At 62.3% G+C, this 18,709-nt stretch carries 16 protein-coding genes; 7 read left to right on the forward strand and 9 right to left on the reverse strand.

Annotated features, from left to right (window positions below; all coding sequences use genetic code 11):
• Positions 1 to 66 precede the first annotated feature (66 nt).
• The 6 genes from rimM to GTA51_RS14240 form a co-directional block, all read right to left on the reverse strand.
• Complete coding sequence (rimM, locus tag GTA51_RS14215; RefSeq protein WP_160962164.1) at positions 67 to 624, reverse strand: ribosome maturation factor RimM; 558 nt, start codon at positions 622 to 624, stop codon at positions 67 to 69.
• 46 nt (positions 625 to 670) lie between these two features.
• Positions 671 to 904, reverse strand: a complete 234-nt coding sequence (locus GTA51_RS14220; protein WP_160962166.1) for a KH domain-containing protein — start codon at positions 902 to 904, stop codon at positions 671 to 673.
• Between the two features lie 149 nt (positions 905 to 1,053).
• Complete coding sequence (gene rpsP / locus GTA51_RS14225) at positions 1,054 to 1,293, reverse strand: 30S ribosomal protein S16 (RefSeq protein ID WP_160962168.1); 240 nt, start codon at positions 1,291 to 1,293, stop codon at positions 1,054 to 1,056.
• A gap of 65 nt (positions 1,294 to 1,358) precedes the next feature.
• Complete coding sequence (ffh, locus tag GTA51_RS14230) at positions 1,359 to 2,888, reverse strand: signal recognition particle protein (protein ID WP_160962170.1); 1,530 nt, start codon at positions 2,886 to 2,888, stop codon at positions 1,359 to 1,361.
• A 237-nt stretch (positions 2,889 to 3,125) separates the two neighbouring features.
• Positions 3,126 to 3,716, reverse strand: coding sequence for a YkgJ family cysteine cluster protein (locus GTA51_RS14235; RefSeq protein ID WP_160962172.1), 591 nt, complete (start codon positions 3,714 to 3,716; stop codon positions 3,126 to 3,128).
• 134 nt (positions 3,717 to 3,850) lie between these two features.
• Entirely contained in the window at positions 3,851 to 5,035 is a 1,185-nt protein-coding gene (locus GTA51_RS14240) for a pyridoxal phosphate-dependent aminotransferase (RefSeq protein WP_160962174.1), read from the reverse strand.
• Between the two features lie 249 nt (positions 5,036 to 5,284).
• On the opposite strand from GTA51_RS14240, the gene GTA51_RS14245 reads away from it, so the two are divergent.
• The 3 genes from GTA51_RS14245 to GTA51_RS14255 all read left to right on the forward strand — a co-directional run bounded on the left by GTA51_RS14245 (position 5,285) and on the right by GTA51_RS14255 (position 9,789).
• On the forward strand, positions 5,285 to 7,267 hold the full coding sequence (locus GTA51_RS14245) for a peptidase U32 family protein (protein ID WP_160962176.1): 1,983 nt from the start codon (positions 5,285 to 5,287) through the stop codon (positions 7,265 to 7,267).
• The gene (locus tag GTA51_RS14250; RefSeq protein WP_160962178.1) at positions 7,267 to 8,484 is read left to right on the forward strand and encodes a bifunctional nucleoside/nucleotide kinase/histidine phosphatase family protein; all 1,218 of its coding nucleotides are present in this window, start codon (positions 7,267 to 7,269) and stop codon (positions 8,482 to 8,484) included. Before GTA51_RS14245 ends, GTA51_RS14250 begins: the two co-directional genes overlap by 1 nt.
• Positions 8,485 to 8,859: 375 nt before the next feature.
• Positions 8,860 to 9,789 carry a hypothetical protein gene (locus tag GTA51_RS14255; protein ID WP_160962180.1) on the forward strand — a complete coding sequence of 310 codons (930 nt, stop codon included), beginning with the start codon at positions 8,860 to 8,862 and terminating at the stop codon, positions 9,787 to 9,789.
• 98 nt (positions 9,790 to 9,887) lie between these two features.
• Here GTA51_RS14255 and GTA51_RS14260 read toward each other — a convergent pair whose 3' ends face one another.
• Positions 9,888 to 10,136 carry a hypothetical protein gene (locus GTA51_RS14260; RefSeq protein WP_246198147.1) on the reverse strand — a complete coding sequence of 83 codons (249 nt, stop codon included), beginning with the start codon at positions 10,134 to 10,136 and terminating at the stop codon, positions 9,888 to 9,890.
• A 349-nt stretch (positions 10,137 to 10,485) separates the two neighbouring features.
• On the opposite strand from GTA51_RS14260, the gene gatB reads away from it, so the two are divergent.
• From gatB to der, 4 genes are all read left to right on the forward strand, one after another.
• Complete coding sequence (gatB, locus tag GTA51_RS14265; protein ID WP_160962184.1) at positions 10,486 to 11,916, forward strand: Asp-tRNA(Asn)/Glu-tRNA(Gln) amidotransferase subunit GatB; 1,431 nt, start codon at positions 10,486 to 10,488, stop codon at positions 11,914 to 11,916.
• A 114-nt stretch (positions 11,917 to 12,030) separates the two neighbouring features.
• Complete coding sequence (gene mtnA, locus GTA51_RS14270) at positions 12,031 to 13,074, forward strand: S-methyl-5-thioribose-1-phosphate isomerase (RefSeq protein ID WP_160962185.1); 1,044 nt, start codon at positions 12,031 to 12,033, stop codon at positions 13,072 to 13,074.
• Between the two features lie 33 nt (positions 13,075 to 13,107).
• Positions 13,108 to 13,899, forward strand: a complete 792-nt coding sequence (locus tag GTA51_RS14275) for a sulfide-dependent adenosine diphosphate thiazole synthase (protein ID WP_160962187.1) — start codon at positions 13,108 to 13,110, stop codon at positions 13,897 to 13,899.
• 316 nt (positions 13,900 to 14,215) lie between these two features.
• Positions 14,216 to 15,544: a ribosome biogenesis GTPase Der gene (gene der, locus GTA51_RS14280; protein WP_160962189.1), complete on the forward strand. Its 1,329-nt coding sequence runs from the start codon at positions 14,216 to 14,218 to the stop codon at positions 15,542 to 15,544.
• A 203-nt stretch (positions 15,545 to 15,747) separates the two neighbouring features.
• On the opposite strand, the gene GTA51_RS14285 is transcribed toward der, so the two are convergent.
• Both GTA51_RS14285 and GTA51_RS14290 read right to left on the reverse strand, forming a co-directional pair.
• Entirely contained in the window at positions 15,748 to 16,881 is a 1,134-nt protein-coding gene (locus GTA51_RS14285; RefSeq protein WP_160962191.1) for a C39 family peptidase, read from the reverse strand.
• Between the two features lie 231 nt (positions 16,882 to 17,112).
• Positions 17,113 to 18,360, reverse strand: a complete 1,248-nt coding sequence (locus GTA51_RS14290) for a S8 family peptidase (RefSeq protein ID WP_160962193.1) — start codon at positions 18,358 to 18,360, stop codon at positions 17,113 to 17,115.
• Positions 18,361 to 18,709 lie beyond the last annotated feature (349 nt).

Raw genomic sequence — 18,709 nt, forward strand, 5'->3', positions numbered from 1 at the left:
GCGGGGTCCGGGGCAGCGCCCCGGCGGGTGCAGGGCAGCGCCCTGCCGGGGCAGCGCCCCGGGTCTTTATTCTTCGTCCACGAGATAGAGGTCGAGGAGGCCTGGGGGTGGGTCGATGACCACCAGCCCGGCGTCGAGGTCGATATCGGGTACGAATTCGTCGATGGCGGGGAAAAGGATTTCGCGGCCTTTGGGATCGCGGATGACCCAGATTTCCGGGCCGCCGTAATCGCGCACGTCGTCGATGACGCCGAGATCGGGGTCGGTTGGGGCGCTTTCGACCAGCCGCACGCGCAGCCCGAAGAGTTGCTGGAGAAAGACCTCGTCCGGGGCCGGCGGATCGAGTCGTTCCACGGGCACGCACACGGCCAGTCCCCGCAGGGTTTCGGCGGCGTTGCGGTCGGCGATGGAATCCAGGGTGAGCAGGATGCGTTCCTGGTGCGGCCGGGCGGCGCGCACGACGTAGTCCCTGCCGCGCCCGGGATCCGACGGCGGCGACAGGCGCAGGGTCGAACCACGGGCGAAGTAGGTCGGGGAATCGGCGTGGCTGTCCACGATCAGTTCCCCACGGATGCCGTGGGGGCGCGCAATGGCCCCCACGATGATGTATTTGCTTGCGGCCATGGACCTTATGCCTTGGTTGCAGCGCGGGCCGTTCGCGCGGCCGGCCTTATTCGAGGATTTCCAGGACGGAGCGTTTGCGGGCCTTGGTCGAAGCCGCGCCGAGGATGGTACGCATGGCTCGGGCGGTGCGGCCCTGTTTGCCGATGACTTTGCCGAGATCTTCCTTGGCCACCTTGAGTTCAAGGACCGAGGTCTGCTCGCCTTCTATCTCCGACACATGCACCTGATCCGGATTATCCACCAAAGACTTCGCCACATATTCGATCAAGTCCTTCAACATACGCACCTCCTGAGGGTAACCGTAAGAGCAAGCGAAGGACTTTCGCCTCCGATTCCGCACTGCCCCGGACGGTTCCGGGGGGACGCGGCGGCGTCGCGGCATCCGTTTTTTTGGATCGATCCTGCCGAGCGATTCCCTGCCGGATGCGTCTAGATGCCCGCCTTGTGGAGCAGCGCGCGCACGGTATCCGTGGGCTCGGCACCGCGTGCCAACCAGGCCCGTACTTTTTCACCATCCACCTTTATCTCGGCCGGGTCAACCATGGGGTTGTAATAGCCCAGGTATTCCAGGGCACGGCCATCGCGGCGGGTCTCGGAATTCATGGCAACGATGCGGTAAAACGGGCGCTTCTTGGAACCCATGCGGGTCAGGCGCAATTTCATAGCCATAACGGTGTCTCCCTTTTATCTGGTGGACGATTACTGTTGTGGAAGCCCGCAACCCCTTTTCAGGACTAGCGTTTTTTCCGTTTTTTCCGTTGTTCTTTCTTCTTCTTGGCGGCGGCCCGGGCGCTTTCGATGGCCGCCCGGCTCGGCGTGCCGCCCATTCCGGGAGGCATGCCGCCCATCCCTTCCATGCCGGGAGGCATTCCCGGCATACCGCCCATGCCACCCATACCGCCCATGCCGGGAGGCATACCGGGCATCTTCATGCCCGGCGGCATCTTGGGCATGGCCGGCATGCCCTTGCCGCCCATCATGCGCTGCATCATCTTTTGCATCTGGGTGAAATTTTTCAGCAACTGGCTGACCTCAAGGACGGTCGTGCCAGAACCCTTGGCGATGCGCTCGCGCCGGCTGGTGTTGATCAGCTTGGGCGTTTCCCGCTCGGCCTTGGTCATGGAGTTGATGATGGCCTCGACCCGGTCCATCTCCTTTTCCGGCATCTGGACTTCGCCCAGCTGCTTTCTGACCTGGGACATGCCCGGAATGAGCTTTAATAGCCCTTCCAGGGAGCCGAGTTTCTTGATGCGGCGCATTTGGGTGCGAAAGTCTTCCAGGGTGAACTGGGCCTTTCGCAGTTTGCGCTCCATCTCCGCCGCTTCCTCGGCGTTGACGTCGGTCTGGGCTTTTTCGATGAGCGTTAAAATGTCGCCCATGCCGAGAATGCGCGAGGCTGCCCGGTCGGGATAAAAAAGCTCCAGATCCGAGACTTTTTCGCCCGTGCCCACGAGCTTGATGGGCTTGCCCGTGACCTGGCGCACGGACAAGGCCGCGCCGCCCCGGGCGTCGCCGTCCATTTTGGTCAGCACAACACCGGTGATGTCCAAACGTTCGTTAAAGGCGGCGGCCACGGTGACGGCGTCCTGGCCGGTCATGGCGTCGGCCACGAACAAAATTTCGCCGGGCTGGCAACCGGCTTTGATGGCCGCCAACTCGTCCATGAGGACTTCGTCGATGTGCAGCCGGCCGGCGGTGTCGAGCAGCACCACATCGTGGCCGGTGCGCTTGGCTTCGGCCAGGGCGGCGGCGCAGATGTCCACGGGATTCTGGTCCGGGGTGGACGGATAGGCTTCGAGATCGAGCTGGGCGGCAAGCTTGTGGAGCTGGTCGATGGCGGCGGGACGGTAGACGTCGGCCGGGACCAGATAGGGCTTGCGTTTGAACTCGCGCCGCAGCTTGAGCGCCAGTTTGGCGCAGGTGGTTGTTTTGCCCGACCCCTGCAACCCCACGACCATGATGACGGCCGGGTTGCCGGACAGGTCGAGGTCGGTGGCCTGGCCGCCGAGGATCTCAATGAGTTCCTCGTGGACGATTTTGACCACCTGCTGCCCCGGGGTGAGGCTTTTCAGGACATCCTGGCCGGAAGCGCGCTCGCGCACGCGTTCGACAAAGTCCTTCACGACCTTGAAGTTGACGTCGGCCTCAAGCAAGGCCAGACGCACTTCACGCAGGGCGGTCTGGACGTTTTCCTCGGTCAGGCGGGTCTGCCCCCTGATCTTGCGAAAGACGTCTTCGAGTCTGTCTGTAAGGCTGTCGAACATGATCCTGGCGCACCTCGGTAAAGGGCAAAGTTTGACTTGATAACCGCACGCAGTCCAAACGTCAAGAGGCCACCGTGGCTGCTCGGCCGGATCGGCGGCTCAAAAAGCCCCTTCCAACGGTCGGACGGGGCCAGGACGTCACGGGGACTATGCCGGCCCGCCACCGCTGTCAACGGTTATTTCCCCAGCAGCGCGCCAAAGAGGCGGCCCTGGCGGCAATCGGCCGTGCCAATGGTGTTATTTGCCGAGCAGCGCGTGGGAAAGGCCCGACCAGTCGAGATCCCGCAGCAGGTGGGTGTCGGAAAGCACCAGCCGCCCGGTGAGTGCCCGTTCCCGGGCCGATGCGTCCGTCACGCCATAGTGTGGCAGCAGCAGGGCAAAGGCTTGGCGCTGGGCCGCCGCCGCCAGCTCCAGCACATCCTGGGGCCGGGTGACTACAGGCGACTCGCCGAGAGTACACGGGCGGGCGAAAACCACAAACTCCCGACAGGCCATGGGACGCAGCGCATAGGCGGCGCAGCTCCCGTCCACCAGAAAAGGACAGTTCGGGTCTTCCCGATTGCACAGGGCCTGCCCGACCAGCCGGCCGGTGCGCACAGGCAATTGGGTCAGCACAAACCAGCGCAGTCCCTGGACTTCCAGGCCGCAAGCCGGAATGGACTGGCAGCAGCAGGCAGCACAGCCGGCCTGACAGGCCGGCTGCCGGCCCGTGGCCGCAACGGCCTGGGCGATGCCGGCGTCAAGGACGGCATAGGCTTTGCGCAGGGCCGCCAGCCACGGCAGCTTGGCAGCAGCTGCGTCAAGTGGCGGTGGGGCCCGGCTGACCATCAGCACACCTCCCTCCCTCGCCCCAGGGCACTGGCAAGCGCACTCGCTGGCGCGCCCGTGGGGCGCACCCTGGTCGCGACAAGCAGGCACGGGGACGGCGGGCCGCCTGGAAAAATCGGCCCGCCGTCCGGCGCTTAGCCGCGCCGCGCCCGGACGAACCCGGCCTCGCTCCGGTTGATGACGGCCTCGTCCACGCAAAAGGCCAGCCGGAAATAGCCGGGCAGGCCAAAGCCCCGGCCCGGCACGGCCAGCACCCGCTCGGCGCTCAGGCGGTCCAGGAAGACCAGTTCGTCGGGGTCAGGCGATTTGGGGAAAAAATAAAACGCCCCGCGCGGCATGGTAAACTCGTACCCGGCCCGGGTCAGCACCCCGGCCATGGCCTCCCGGCGGCGCGCATAAACCGTGCGGTCCACCGCATGGCCCAAGGCGCGCAGCAGCAAGGCCTGCCCAACCGCCGGGGCGTTGACGAACCCCAGGATGCGGTTGGCAATGACCATGGCCGCCACAAGCTGCTCCCGGCCCTCCATGAGCGGCGAAACCACCACATAGCCCACCCGCTCGCCGGGCAGGGACAGGTTTTTGGAAAAAGAGCCAATGACCACCGCATACGGATACAAAGGCAATACCGGCGGCACCTCGATGCCGTCGTAGGCCAGAAAACGATACGGCTCGTCGGCAAGCAGAAAAATGGGCCGCTCGCGGCCGGCCGAAGCGCGGGTCAGCATGGCGGCCAGTTCGCGAAGGGTGGCCTCGCTATAGACCTGACCGGTGGGGTTGTTGGGCGAATTGATCATCACCACCCGGGTGCGCGGGGTGATGGCCGCCTCAATGGCCGCGATATCCAGCTCGAAGGTCTCGGGCTTGGTGGCCACAGGCTTGAGCACGCCGCCGAAATTGCCGGCATAGAAGCTGTATTCGACAAAATAGGGGATGGGGCAGATGACCTCGTCGCCCGGGGTGAGGACCGACCGGAAAAAGACGTTGATGCCGCCGGCCGCGCCGCAGGTCAACAGCAGATCGTCGGCGGCCACGGCACAGTTTTGCTCTGTGGCGAGATGGCCGGCCAGGGCGGCGCGCACGGCCGGATAGCCGGGATTGGGCATATAGCCGAAGGCAAAAGGCTTATCGGCCTGCCCGGCCAGATCGGCCAGACACTCGCCCACCACCGCCGGCGGCGGCAGATCGGGGTTCCCCAGGGAAAAATCGCACACGGCGTCCTCACCGTACTGCTTTTTCAGTTCCAGGCCATACTCGAAAATGCGACGAATCCAGGCGCCGCCCGCCAAAAATTGCTCCATCTGCTCGGTGACCAGCTTCACGGCCCGCCCTCCCAAAAAAAACGTATCCGCAACCCATGGCACCAAAACCCAAGCGACGCAATATGGTAACGGTCTTGGCAAGGAACGGGGTATTGCGGCCCGCCTGCAAGACCGGGGCGAGCCCGGGTGCCGGGCCTGCTGGGCCTGCCGGGCCGGGCGCAAAAAAATAGTTCCCTCCAGGCCAAGATTGTCCTATGATACGCGCCTCACGGCGTTCCCCGCCGCTAATCCCTTCACCACGAGATCCCCATGACCGAGGCGAAAAAGCCTGAAATCCTTGCCCCAGCGGGCGATCCTTATTCCTTTATGGCAGCCGTGGCCGCCGGTGCCGACGCCGTGTACTGCGGCCTCAAACATTTTTCCGCCCGCATGCTGGCCCGCAACTTCTCCACCTCGGAACTGGCCGCCCTGGCCGAGATGGCCCGCGCCAGAAACGTGCGCACCTATGTGGCCATAAACACCCTGCTCAAGCCCGATGAGGCCGACAAGGCCGGACGGCTCATCGAGCGGCTGACCAGCGACGTCGGCCCCGATGCGCTCATCATCCAGGATCTGGGCGTGGCCGCCGTGGCCCGCCAAGCCGGCTACAAGGGCGAACTGCATCTCTCCACCCTGGCCAACGTCAGCAGCCCCACAGGGCTTGCCGCCCTGCCCCGCTATTCCGTTTGCCGGGTGGTTTTGCCGCGGGAACTGTCCGTGGACGAAATGCGCGAAATGGCCGATGCCGCGCCCGAAGGCCTGACCCTGGAAGCCTTTGTCCACGGCGCGCTGTGCTTTAACGTCTCGGGACGGTGCTACTGGAGCAGCTACCTGGGCGGCAAATCCGGGCTGCGCGGCCGTTGTGTGCAGCCCTGCCGGCGCATCTACGACCACCGGGGCCAGAAAGGCCGCTATTTCTCCTGCCAGGATTTAAGCCTCGACGTCCTGACCAAGGCCCTTTTGACCATGCCGCAAGTAACGGCCTGGAAGATCGAAGGCCGCAAAAAAGGCCCGCATTACGTCTATCATACCGTGGCAGCTTATAAGCTGCTGCGCGACGCCGCCGACGACGCCTCGGCCAAGAAAATGGCCGCCAGCTTCCTGGAGCAGGCGCTGGGCCGCCCCGGCACCAACTACAATTTCCTGCCCCAGCGGCCCAAAAATCCCATCGACACCAAGGAGCGCACCGGCTCGGGCATGCCCGCCGGCAAGCTCTCCCGGGGCATCAAGTTCGGCCAGTGGAACCTGTCGGCCCGGGTGGCACTCATGTCCGGCGACCTCTTGCGCGTGGGCCACGAGGACGAGCCCGGCCACCGCATCGTCAAGGTGACGCGCAACGTGCCCAAGGGCGGCCGCCTGACGCTGACCTTTGACACCGCGGAAAACCGCCCCGAATCCGGTATCCCGGTCTTTCTCATCGATCGCCGCGACCCGGCGCTCATGGCCAAGATCGGCCCCCTGGAAGCGGCTGTCGCAAAAATTGCGCCCCGGGAAGCCAAGGCCTCGGAATTTGTGGCCACGCTCCCCCGGCCCATAAAGCCGGCCAACATCGAGCCGCTGTCGCTGTCCGTGTGGCGCCATCCCGATGTGCGCAAGGAAAAGGGGCCGTTTGGCGTCTGGGTTTCCACCAACCGCGCCCACAATCTGCCGCTGGGCCGGGCGGCCACCGTGTGGTGGTGGCTGCCGCCGGTCATCTGGCCGGATGAGGAAAGCGAATTTGTCAGCCTCATCGCCGCCATCGTGGCCCGGGGCGGCAAACGCTTTGTCTTGGGCGCGCCCTGGCAGACGGCGCTCTTTCCCAAGGACGTCAAAGGCGTTGATTTCTGGGCCGGCCCCTTTTGCAACATCGCCAATCCCCTGGCCCTGGGCGAACTGGCCCGCACCGGCTTTTACGGCGCCTTTGTCTCGCCGGAGCTGTCCGGCGAGGATCTGATCAATCTGCCCCGGGTTTCGCCGCTGCCGCTGGGTATCGTCGCCAAGGGTGCCTGGCCGCTGGGGCTTTCCCGGGTGCTTTCCGGCGAGGTCAAAACCTGCCTGCCGGTGGTCAGCCCCAAGGACGAGGCCCTGTGGGCCGTCAAGTACGACCGCACCTACTGGCTCTACGCCAACTGGGAGGTTGATCTGTACAAGCACCGCGAAGCCCTGACCCGGGCCGGCTATCTGGTCTTTGCCGATCTGCGCGAACCGCTGCCCAAGGATATCATCCGACGCGACCGCACCAGTCATTTCAACTGGGAAGTGGGGCTGCTCTAATGGCCCGGCCGGCCAAGCTCTACATCGCCATGGTGGGGCTGCCGGCCATGGGCAAGTCTACGGTTGCGGCCAAGCTTAAGGAAAACCTGGAAAAAGACGACATCAAGGTCGGCATTTTCAACAACGGCGACGTGCGCCGCCGCATGGTCCCCGGCAACACCTCCGAGGCCGGCTTTTACGATCCCGACAACGCCGCCTCGGCCGGGCTGCGGGAACGCATCGCCGCCGTCAACATTGCCGAAGCCAAGGCCTTTCTCTCGGCCGAAGGCCACGTCGCCATCCTCGACGCCACCAACGTCTCCTGTAAACGGCGGGAGACGTTGCGGCACAGCTTAAACAACCACCCGATCCTCTTTGTCGAATGCATCAACGACGATCCCGAGTTGCTGGCCCTGTCCGTGGCCCGCAAGACCCGGCTGCCGGAATTCGCCCATCTGGACACGGCCGCGGCCACCAAAAGCTTTCTCAAGCGCATCGGCTACTACCGCCACATTTACGCCCCGGCCGATGAAGTGGAAAACGTGGTGCGCCTGGATACGCTTAATAACCGTATCATCGCCGAACGCATCCACAGCGGCGTGCCCTACTACGGGCGCATCCGCGATCTGCTCATGTCGGACTGGATCAAAAATCTCTTTCTCGTGCGCCATGCCGAAAGCGAATACAACCTGGAAAACCGGGTCGGCGGCGATTCAGGGCTGACGGAAAAGGGCCGCAAAATGGCCTGGGCACTGTCGCGCCATTTCATCGGCACGCCCCTGCCCTACGTCTTTACCAGCAACTTAACGCGCACCCGGGAAATGGCCGAGCCACTGCTGGAAACCCGCAAAGGCCTGACCATCCACCATGCCTTCAAGGAATTCGACGAGATCGACGTAGGCACCTGCGATGGCCTCAGCTACGCCGAGATGGAACAGGCCCAACCGGAACTCTTTGCCGCGCGCGCCCGCAACAAATACAACTTCGTCTACCCCGGCGGCGAAGGCTATGCCACCATGGCCGGCCGGGTCTATCGGGGCGTGAAAAAGGCTTTATATTTAAGCGGCAACTCCGAATACATGATGATTATCGGCCATCAGGCCGTCAATCGCATGATTCTTTCGGATTTCCTTTTCCGCCGGGCCGAAGACGTGCCTTATATCTTTATCCCCCAGGACAAGTACTTCCATATCGTGTCGACCCAGACGAAAAAACTCTTTGAACTGCGCAAGTTCTAGGGTGTAGAAAAAGAATGCCTCCGGCGGCCGGGGGATGAAGACAGAAGAGTGCCTCCGGCGGCCAAAGGGCTGAGCCCTTTGGAATCCCACCTGGAGGCAAGGGGTTAAGGGGGGCGGCGTTGCCGCGAAGGGTAGTGGAGCAAAAAGGCACTTCCGTCGGGCGGGCTCGTGCCGTAGGGCACGCTTGACGGGAACCACCGTTGCTGCGGCGGCCGGGCTTGTTTGGGGCCTTTGCGACGGTACGAGGCGGATGCCGCAACGTAGGGGGAACCACCGGTCCTGCGGGGCCGAAAGAGTGGTCCTCCCGACTCCAACCAAGGGAACATTGTGCCCGTGTTGTCTGCTCGGCATCGGGCAATCTTGTAAGGACGACCAATGGAAACTGAAAACGCAGAACAAAACTCTTTAAAAGTCGATGTCGCCATCAACGCACTCGGCCGCCCCTACCAAACGCTGCTCACGATCCTGTCGCTTTTAAAGCACAATAGTGCACATATCGACAAATTTTACGTCATCATTGATGCCGACACGCCGCCAGCGTATCATAAAAAATTTGAACTTATTAAACACATTAAAAACACAGCCATCGAATTCTTCTACCCGACCATAAGCTACAACTACTACGACAACGTCACGGGCGTCTACGATGACTATGACGCCAGAATGGGCATCCGCTACCAATACGCCTGGGAAAAGACCGATAAAAAATATCTTTTCATTTCACACAACGATTGCGTCTACACGGGAAGCATCATCCCGGCCATGCTTGGCCAAATCAATGACCACATCATTATCGGCCATCTCGGCGTCTGCTGGAATTGCCCGGCCTCTTGGGCCGGTTGCTGCCAACGCGGGAAATATCAAGACTACAAGCCGAATTACCAAGAGATTTTTGATCTCTTCCAACAGGCCCAGGTCCCGGACGAACGGCTTTTTGAATTTCGGTGCGACAAGACCGATTTCAACGAAAAATACAGGCAACACCCCTGGCCGCTTCCGGCCTGCCGGGTCAACGAATGGGCCTGTCTGGTCAATATTGGGACAGCGCGCGGCGTTACCGTGCCCCATGGTCCCGCTGTTCCCTTTGGGGCCACGACCTACATCGGCGACATCCTGGTCGATACCGCGTGCGAGTGGTTTCATGATGTGAATGTTTTAGGCTATACCGGCGCGGACTTTCCTGTCGAAAACTACGTCCAGCACCACTTCGGCTTACGCTCGATGTATGCGCGGGACCAATACCTCAAGCGCGAATCCCAAGCCCTGGCCGCCATTGAACAGGGCGGCTATCTTGCCGATCTTTGATATCCCCCGACGCCACTGCGGCCACGGCAAAAAAAAGCGGCCACCCCGGCAACGTCACCGTCCCGGAAATGGCCGCTTTGGCGAAAAAACCACCCCGTCTACCGGGTTTTGTACTCGCGGCGCTTGGTCTCGTAGAGTTCTTCCAGGTAGTCGGCCTCAACCTTAAGCTGCTCGGCCTTGTGCAACACCCGGGCCAGTGCGGCGTCCGCCTCGGCCAGGGCCGCGTCGGTGGCTCCGGCCGCCTTGCGGGCCAGACGCTCGTTCTCGGCCGCCCGCACCTCTTCCATCACCTTGCGGTATTCGGTCTCGGCCTTGCGCACTTCCTTGGAAAGCTGCTCCGGCATCATGGACTCGACCCCCTGCGCCGCCGCCCCCCCGGGGCAGGCCAACGCCACAACCGTCCACACCGCCAACACCCAAAAAATACCGGCAACGCGGCCCCCGCGTCCAATAACCAAATCATAACAGCTCATGGCATGCCCCGCTTTTTCTATGGTATGGCGTCCTCCCCCTTGCGCGGGCGGACGCCGAGACTGTTGGTGTTGTAGGCCCGCCGCCCCAAAAATACAACCGCTTAGAGGCCCCTTTTGCGCCTCGCCCCACGCCATTGACCGGCTTACCGGAAGCGGGGTACACCCCCGACCGAAATTGAGCGCCGTTCCCGAGCCCGGGCACGGCCGCCGCAAGGAGCGCTTCATGGCCAGATACGAAACGGTCATCGGCGTCGAAGTACACGCCCAATTAAAGACCGAGAGCAAGATTTTCTGCGGCTGCTCCACCCGCTTCGGCGTCGCCCCCAACGAAAACGTCTGCCCGGTCTGTTCGGGCATGCCCGGCGTTCTGCCGGTGTTAAACGCCACGGTCGTGGAATACGCCGCCAAGATGGGCCTGGCTACCGGCTGCACGGTCAATCCCATATCGGTCTTCGCCCGCAAAAACTACTTTTATCCCGACCTGCCCAAGGGCTACCAGACCTCCCAGTTCGAGCAGCCCATCTGCGAGCACGGGCATGTGGACATCGTGGTGGACGGCACAGCCAAACGCATCGGCATCACCCGCATCCACATGGAAGAGGACGCCGGAAAAAACATCCACTCTGCCGCCGACAACGCAAGCTACGTTGATCTCAACCGGGCCTGCGTGCCGCTCATTGAAATCGTCTCCGAGCCGGATATGCGCAGCCCCGAGGAAGTGGTGGCGTATTTAAAAGCCCTGCGCGCCATCCTGGTCTATCTCGATATCTGCGACGGCAACATGGAGGAAGGCTCCTTTCGCTGCGATGCCAACGTCAGCCTGCGGCCGGTGGGGCAAAGGCAATTCGGCACCCGGGCCGAGATAAAAAACATCAACAGCTTCCGCCATGTCTTAAAGGCCATCGAATACGAAGTGGAACGGCAAGCCGACCGCCTCGACGACGGACTGCCGGTGATTCAGGAAACCCGCCTCTACGACGCCACCAAAAACAGCACCGCCTCCATGCGCGGCAAGGAAGAAGCCCACGACTACCGCTACTTCCCGGACCCCGATCTCGTGCCCGTGCGCCTGGACGCCGCCACCCTGGCCCGCTGGGAAAGCGAACTGCCGGAATTGCCCGAGGCCCGGCGCGCCCGGTTCGTGCGCCAGTACGGCCTGTCTGACTACGACGCCGAGGTGCTGACCGCCGAGCGCGACATGGCCGCGTATTTTGAGGCCTGCGCTGCGGCCGGGGCCGATCCCAAAACGGCTTCCAACTGGATGCAAAGCGAGCTTTTGCGCGAACTCAACCAAGCCGCCATACCCATCAGCCAGACGAGGCTCAGCGCCGCCAATCTGGCCGGGTTGATCAAGCTCATCGACGCCGGGGAGATCTCCGGCAAGATTGCCAAGCAGATTTTCCCGGAGCTCTTTGCCCAGGGCCTTGACCCGGCCGCCTACGTGCGCCAAAAAGGCCTGTCGCAGATTTCCGACTCCAACGCTCTTGAATCTGCCGTCGAGGCCGTGCTGGCCGCCAACCCGGCCGAAGTGGAAGCCTTTCGGGGCGGCAAGACCAAGCTTATGGGCTTTTTTGTGGGCCAGATCATGAAGGCCACCAAAGGGCAGGCCAACCCGGGACTGGTCAACGAGTTGTTGCGCCAAAAGCTTGGTTAGGCCGACGAAGCGCCCGCAATCGTGCGTTAAGGACGCCCTGCAAGGGGCCTGCCCCGCCGGCAAACCGCCGGTGCCGGCCGTGTATTGGACCACCACCCTGGATAAAACGACGCCATGACCGACCATATCGCCTTTTCTGTCGACAAGCAGGCCCTGCTGCTGCTTGACCAGCGTTTCCTGCCCGACCGCGAGGAATGCTTCGTGTGCCGCAACACCGCCGACATGATCTACGCCCTGCAGACCATGGTGGTGCGCGGCGCGCCGGCCATCGGCGTCACCGCCGCCTACGGCTGCTACCTGGCGGCCCGGGAATCGGCCGAGGCCGGCCCGGCCTGGAAGGACCGCCTGAACACGCTTTTGACCGAACTGGAGCAGGCCCGCCCCACCGCTGTCAATCTGCGCTGGGCCGTGGAACGCATGCGCGCCCAATGGGCCGCTCTGCCCGCCGCCTCCTTGGACGAGCTGCTCTCGACCTGGCTCGGGCTGGCCCAGGACATGCACAGCGAGGACATCGAGATCTGCAAAGCCATCGGCCGCCATGGCGCAGACCTTATCGCCGACGGCGACACCATCCTCACCCACTGCAACGCCGGGGCCTTGGCCACGGCCGGCTACGGCACCGCCCTGGGCGTCATCCGGGCGGCCTTTGAGCAGGGCAAGCGCATCCAGGTCATTGCCGACGAAACCCGCCCCTTTCTCCAGGGAGCGCGGCTGACCGCCTACGAACTGGCCAAAGAGGGCATCCCGGTCACCGTCGCCTGCGACAACGCCGTGGGGCATCTCATGAAGCGCGGCATGGTGCAAAAGGTCGTGGTCGGCGCGGACCGCATCGCCGCCAACGGCGACGCCGCCAACAAGATCGGCACCTACACCGTGGCCCTGGCCGCCAAGGCCCACGGCGTGCCGTTTTACGTCGCGGCCCCGGCCTCCACCTTCGATCTGCGCATCGCCTCGGGCGACGAGATTCCCATTGAGGACCGCACCCCGCGCGAAGTCACCCACATTGGCGAGCACCGCATCACCCCGGAAAACGTGCCGGTCTACAACTACGCCTTCGACGTGACCCCGGCCGAGCTCATCGCCGGCATCGTCACCGAACGCGGTGTCCTGACCGCGCCCTACGTCGCGTCCATTCGCGCCATCATTGGCGGGAAGTAGTATTAACGTCTCGCCGTAAAGGGGACCGGATTCATGTCTTTGGACGAACGCATCATCACCCAGGCCATTTTGGAAGGCTATTTCGAGAAGTTCAAATCGAGCCTGGATCTCGACGTGGCCATAGTCGGCGGCGGCCCCTCAGGGCTTACCGCCGCCCGTCTGCTGGCAGCCGACGGCTTTAACGTCGCCCTGTTTGAACGCAAGCTGTCCCTTGGCGGCGGCATGTGGGGCGGCGGCATGACGTTTAATATCATCGTGGTCCAGGAAGAAAGCGTGCATCTGCTCACCGACGTGGGCATTCCGGTTGCCCACTACAAGGACAACTACTATACCGCCGACGCCGTGGCCGCCACCACGACCCTGGCTTCCGCCGCCTGTCTGGCCGGGGCCAAGGTGTTTAACTGCATGAGCGTCGAAGACGTGGTGCTGCGCGAGCAGGACGGGGTCAAACGGGTGACCGGCATCGTCATCAACTCCTCTCCGGTGGAGATGGCCGGCCTGCATGTGGACCCGGTGGTGCTCGGCTCGAAATATCTGATCGAAGCCACCGGCCATGCCGTGGAAGTGCTCCAGACCCTGGTGCGCAAAAACGACGTGCGCCTCAATACCCCCTCCGGCAAGATCGAGGGCGAACAGTCCATGTGGGCTGAGGTGGCCGAGACCAATACCGTCATCAATACCCGGGAAATCTTTCCGGGCCTGTACGTGGCCGGCATGGCCGCCAACGCCAGCTACGGCTCCTACCGCATGGGACCGATCTTTGGCGGCATGCTGCTCTCGGGCGAAAAAGTCGCCGCTGACATCGCAGCCAAGCTGCGGGGTTAGAGAGCGCAGAAAAGAGATAAGAGCCTCCGGCGGCCGGGGGGGATCATCCCCCCCGGACCCCCTGGCCGGGAAATTACTACGAGTTGCTGGCTTCGATTTGTCCTTCGCCGCCTTGACCATTGCGGGGGCATCCTCTATTAGCAGTTGACATGTCCCGCAAAGCATGATGAAGGGACAGGTTCGCTTCGGCGCGGGCCGTTGCTTCCGCCGCGCCCTGGCTCCGTGCCAGATGGCGGGCCGGTCAGTGTCCCCGGTTTCGGGACCGCCACCGCCCCCAGTCCTGGCGACGCCTCTCCCATCCCCGCAAGGAGTCCTCATGCCCCCCATCGTGGCCATCGTTGGCCGGCCCAACGTCGGCAAATCCACGCTTTTCAACCGGTTGGCCAGAGACCACCGGGCTATTACCCACGACCGCCCCGGCATCACCCGTGACCGCCTGGAGGCCACCGCCGATCTCAACGGCCGTTTTGTCACCCTGGTCGATACCGGCGGCATGGACTATGAGGCCGAGGAAGAAATCGCCCGCCAGATCGTGGTCCAAGCCGAAATGGCCCTGACCCTGGCTGATGTGGTGCTGTTTCTGGTTGACGGCAAGGCCGGGCGCACCAGCCTCGACGACGACATGGCCGAACGCCTGCGCCGCACCGGCAAGCCGGTGGTGGTGGCCGTGAACAAGGTCGACGGGCAGGAACGCATTGCGGCCATGACCAGCGATTTCCACGCCTGGGGCTTTCCGCTGTTCCCGCTTTCCGCCGCCCACGGCCATGGCCTGGGCGAGGTCGTAACGGCCCTGGCCGATCTGCTGCCCGAAGCGGGTGACGAACCGGAAGTGCAGCACCTGCGCACCGTGCTGCGTCTGGCCGTGCTCGGCCGGCCCAATGCCGGCAAATCGTCGATTTTAAACGCCCTGCTGGGCGAAGAGCGCCTGATCGTCAGCGACATCGCCGGCACCACCCGCGACGCCGTGGATGTGGCCGTTATACGCGGCGAGAAACGCTACCAGTTCGTGGACACGGCCGGCGTTCGCAAGCGCACCCGCATCACCGACGGCGTGGAGCAATACAGCGTGGGCAAGGCCCTCTCCAGCGCCAAGCGGGCCGATGTAGCCATTGTGGTCATTGATGCCACCGGCGGCATAGGCGTCCAGGACAAGCGGCTGATCAACTTTCTGGACGGCGAGCGCAAGCCGTTTTTGATCGCGGTCAACAAGACCGACCTTGTGCCCCAAAAAGACATGCAGGATCTGCGCAAGGACATTGCCGAGGAACTGCGCATGTGTTCCCACGTGCCGGTGCTCTACATGTCGGCGGCCAAAAACAAGGGTGTCGGCAAGTTGTTGCCGCAAGCCGAAGCCATTTGGGCCGAATGCCAGATCCGCGTCGGCACGGGCGAGCTCAACCGGGCCATGCGCACGGTCATGGACAAGCACCAGCCGCCCCTGGTCAACAACCGCCGGGCCAAGTTCTATTACCTGACCCAGGCGGCCGAAGCGCCGCCCACCTTCGTCTTTTTCGTCAGCGACCCGGAACGGGTGCGCGACTCCTACGTCAAATACCTGGAAAACAGCCTGCGCAAACTGTTTGGCATCGCCATGGCCCCGGTCAAGGTCGTGTGCCGGGGCAGCCACAAGCCCAAGGAAGAATAAGGCGGCGGGGGACGCTCCCCCGCCCCATGCCAGGACGCAGCAAAACGCCTCCCCCTGTCTCTCGCGACACGGGGAGGCGTTTTGCATGGTCGCCGGCCCGGGGACGCCCCAGGACCGGCAACAGGGCAGGTGGCACGCGATCAGACTGCCCGCTGTGACGGCGGCCTCATGCAGAAGATGGCGCGCCCGCTGGCAGCAGTCTTTTACTGGTTCGCTGAGAAAAGCAGCCCAAGCCAGGGAGCCGGCGTTGTAGTGGTCGTTGGCGCTCCAGAGATATTCACGATGCTCACCGAAAGCATTGTCATCCCGGAGTAACTTCCACCCCACGCCATAGAATGCGTATTATAGTCCCAGGTGTCGTGAAGATAAACTGTGTTTGTCGCACTGTCATAACCAACTCCAACCATAGTATGTCCGGTCACATTAATCATGACCGGCCTGCCAGCATCTATCTCAGCTTTATATTGGGAGAATGAAAATCCTCCAGACACAGTGTTGTCTGTTTTTTGATTATAACAATCCGTAACAGTATAACCTCTTGCCTGATAAAACAATTTCCTTCCATATGTTCCATCGTTAGTCAAATTTTGCGTTACCATCTGATCGCAAGTCAGTCGAGTCGAAGACGATGTATAATTCCAGAACGTGGTCGAACCATCTGTATTTGAGTATGCGGACTGACTTGTTTTCATATAATCACCAATCGCATCACTCCACGTGTGTTGTGTCCAGCCTCCGGTGATGTACGGGTCACTGGCCGAGCTATTGTACTTGACCCAATAGTCGTCGATGGACCCCTTGCTGGCGCGGCCATCCACACCCTGGTGGGAGGCAGCCAGGGGTAAATTGGGGTAGGTTGCGTACCCATCTGACCAGGTTGGCCAGGAGCTGTTGTCCAGGGGCATGACGCCCCCGTTGGTCGGTCCGGTATAGATATTCGGGTAGCCATTACGGTCATAATAGCCGGCGATCATGGCCGCCGAAACCGAGGAGCAGCCAAAGACCCAATTAAAAGCCGGGGTGGTCAGGGTTACTGTGCTGGCATTGACCTTGTCCAGATTGACAACAGCCCGCTGAGCTTCGAACCCCTCAGGAGGGGTGGGCGGGCCGTTGATGATGGTTTCGTCAAGGGGAGGCATCCCCTCCATAGTCCATTGGTTCACCGTAATATTTGGTGTAGCAATGGTGGTTTCCATTGCCGCCTGGCTCCGGTCAAAAACGACTTCCTGAGCCACAGCGATCGCTGTGGCGTAGCCCAGTACAGCGAAACACACCACAAGGATAGAGAGCAACATCCCTAACGACGAACGACTGCGAACAGGCTGACGAGGGTTCATGTCTGTCTCCTTACGTTTGAAATAGTGAGTACATGCAACGCACTGCGTCGGCACTTCGCAGTTTTTCGGGGACACGCGTCGCGGTGACCACCAAAGAGCAAAGGTTGACCGGCTCCATCCGGGACTTTGGGTTCTGTCTGGCTGCAGCCAGCGGCAAAACAACAGCAGAGAAGCGGTTGCCTGATCCATCGCAAAGCCGGCCCAGGTCCGCCCAGGGCCGGCTGCAGGTGGTCAGTTAAGCAAAAGCGAGTTCACCGCTGCGACAGGATTGACCTGGGTCGCAAAGAGCGTGTTCAGGGCGATGCGGCGCACAGAGCCTCCGGCCAGATCGCCAGCCTTGAGCGTCACCGCCTGCCCGGCCGCCTGCACGGCGCCAAGGATTTGGGGGACGGAACGGGTCGGGTAGCGCTGGCGCAACAGAGTCCAGGCACCGGCCACATGGGGCGTGGCCATGGAAGTACCGTTCCAGGCTTCGAAACTGAAGTCCGAATCCGCAGTTGAGGAGGTGACGGCGACGCCTGGGGCGAAGAGGTCGAGCAGGGCGGGATGATAGTTGCTGAAGCTGCCCTCCACATCGGAACTGCTGCTGGCCCCGACGGAGACGGCCGTAGAGACGCAGGCCGGACCGCTGATGTAACGCGTGTAATAGTTATTGCCGCTGGCGATGGCCACGGCGATATTGACGGCCGCGAGGTTGTCGATGGACGCTTTGATGGCGGCGGAATCGCAATAGGCGTTGTAGGCTCCGCCGCCAAGACTCATGTTGACGGCACCGATGCTGTAGGTGTTTCGCAGCGAGTAGATATATTCCAGACCGGCAATTTGATCACTGGAATAGGTGCCGACCCACAGGGTCCCGTCATTGATCTTCGAGAAAACATTGATCGCAAGAATACTGGCCTGCTTGGCCACGCCGCAGTAGGTTGTCATGTCCCTGCCGGCGGCGATGCCGGAGACATGGGTGCCGTGGTCCCAGCCGCTATAGCTGCTCGGGTAATGGGCGGCGGCACCGGCCCCGTACATGGTGGTCTGGCTGTTGGGGCAGTTGGCCTGAGCGGAGAAGCAGGCTTCGACAATGGTCTTCCCGGAAAAAAACGTATGGGTGGGACGGATGCCCGTATCCAGGATGGCCACATACCAGCCGCTTCCCGTGTAGCCCGCCCCCCAGGGAACGCTGGCCCCGATCAATTCGGCAAAAACGCTCGGCGAGTCCGGCAACGCGCTGCCCGCCTCGGGAGCTGTCACGACCGGCTCGGGCACAGGGGCCGGCGCATCTGGTTCTATGGAAACGACATTGGGAAGGGACTGGAGGCGGGCCAGACCCTGCGGGCTGACGCGCATGGCCATGGCCGGTACGAACTGAAAGCGACGCTGCACGCTGGCCTGGGCCGTATCAAGCGCACCCAGTATCGTATCGCCGGCGGCGGTGATACCTGCAGTCAAGGCCGCATCCGCCTCAAGTGCTTGCGTACGAGCCATGGGCGTCAGGCCTTCCTCGGGTGTGACGGCCTTGTGGCTCCTGGAGGCGTGTTGCAGTTGCTCAAGGTCTGGAGTGGCGAAAAAGACAATGACATTTGCGGTCCCCGACGCCGTTTTGGCGGAATCCGGGATGGCATCCCAGGCAAGCGTTTTTTGCGCTTGCGCGGCTGCCTGGAGTGGGCTGGCAATGGAAAAAAGAGCAACAAGTATCGATAGATAAAAAATCATTACTGTCCGGCTAAGAAAAGGCTTGACGCCTGAAAGCGACAACTGGTGCAAGCTCATGATGCCTTTCCACTTAGGCGATCAATTTTGAAAAAATGGCATAAATTGCCATGACATCAAGTTC

Source organism: Solidesulfovibrio aerotolerans (assembly GCF_009856865.1).
Taxonomy (GTDB): domain Bacteria; phylum Desulfobacterota; class Desulfovibrionia; order Desulfovibrionales; family Desulfovibrionaceae; genus Solidesulfovibrio; species Solidesulfovibrio aerotolerans.

What these genes read in the sequence shown, in the direction of transcription:
- GTA51_RS14290 (WP_160962193.1), bottom strand. Translation starts at nt 18,360, where the DNA reads ATGGCTCGTACGCAAGCACTTGAGGCGGATGCGGCCTTGACTGCAGGT.
- GTA51_RS14235 (WP_160962172.1), bottom strand. Translation starts at nt 3,716, where the DNA reads ATGGTCAGCCGGGCCCCACCGCCACTTGACGCAGCTGCTGCCAAGCTG.
- GTA51_RS14260 (WP_246198147.1), bottom strand. Translation starts at nt 10,136, where the DNA reads ATGATGCCGGAGCAGCTTTCCAAGGAAGTGCGCAAGGCCGAGACCGAA.
- rpsP (WP_160962168.1), bottom strand. Translation starts at nt 1,293, where the DNA reads ATGGCTATGAAATTGCGCCTGACCCGCATGGGTTCCAAGAAGCGCCCG.
- GTA51_RS14245 (WP_160962176.1), top strand. Translation starts at nt 5,285, where the DNA reads ATGACCGAGGCGAAAAAGCCTGAAATCCTTGCCCCAGCGGGCGATCCT.
- der (WP_160962189.1), top strand. Translation starts at nt 14,216, where the DNA reads ATGCCCCCCATCGTGGCCATCGTTGGCCGGCCCAACGTCGGCAAATCC.
- GTA51_RS14275 (WP_160962187.1), top strand. Translation starts at nt 13,108, where the DNA reads ATGTCTTTGGACGAACGCATCATCACCCAGGCCATTTTGGAAGGCTAT.
- mtnA (WP_160962185.1), top strand. Translation starts at nt 12,031, where the DNA reads ATGACCGACCATATCGCCTTTTCTGTCGACAAGCAGGCCCTGCTGCTG.
- ffh (WP_160962170.1), bottom strand. Translation starts at nt 2,888, where the DNA reads ATGTTCGACAGCCTTACAGACAGACTCGAAGACGTCTTTCGCAAGATC.
- GTA51_RS14250 (WP_160962178.1), top strand. Translation starts at nt 7,267, where the DNA reads ATGGCCCGGCCGGCCAAGCTCTACATCGCCATGGTGGGGCTGCCGGCC.
- GTA51_RS14255 (WP_160962180.1), top strand. Translation starts at nt 8,860, where the DNA reads ATGGAAACTGAAAACGCAGAACAAAACTCTTTAAAAGTCGATGTCGCC.
- GTA51_RS14285 (WP_160962191.1), bottom strand. Translation starts at nt 16,881, where the DNA reads ATGAACCCTCGTCAGCCTGTTCGCAGTCGTTCGTCGTTAGGGATGTTG.
- GTA51_RS14220 (WP_160962166.1), bottom strand. Translation starts at nt 904, where the DNA reads ATGTTGAAGGACTTGATCGAATATGTGGCGAAGTCTTTGGTGGATAAT.
- gatB (WP_160962184.1), top strand. Translation starts at nt 10,486, where the DNA reads ATGGCCAGATACGAAACGGTCATCGGCGTCGAAGTACACGCCCAATTA.
- rimM (WP_160962164.1), bottom strand. Translation starts at nt 624, where the DNA reads ATGGCCGCAAGCAAATACATCATCGTGGGGGCCATTGCGCGCCCCCAC.